The organism is Cupriavidus sp. SIMBA_020, assembly GCF_046535395.1.
GTDB lineage: Bacteria > Pseudomonadota > Gammaproteobacteria > Burkholderiales > Burkholderiaceae > Cupriavidus > Cupriavidus campinensis.
Map to the genome: position 1 here is coordinate 1 of NZ_JAWRWU010001678.1, position 235 is coordinate 235.

General features: G+C 75.3%; 1 protein-coding gene. It reads left to right on the top strand.

The window, feature by feature from the left end:
• Positions 1-235, top strand: a 235-nt coding sequence (locus tag SB751_RS35315; RefSeq protein ID WP_410749651.1) for an STN domain-containing protein, incomplete at both ends; no start/stop codon positions are given.

Genomic DNA, 235 nt, shown 5'->3' on the forward strand with positions numbered 1-235 from the left:
GACAGCCGCGCCGTCGACATCCCGGCCGGTCCGCTGGGACCGGCCTTGGCCGCCTATGCCCAGCGCATGCGGGTACTGCTGTCGTTCCGTCCCGCCCAGACCGACGGCCTGTCGACGCCCGGCCTGAGCGGCAGCTACGCCGTCGAGGAAGGCTTCGCCCGCCTGCTGTCCGGCACCGCTCTGCGCGTGCGGCGCCTGCCCGACGACAGCTACGCGTTGGAGGCGGCCGCCGCCG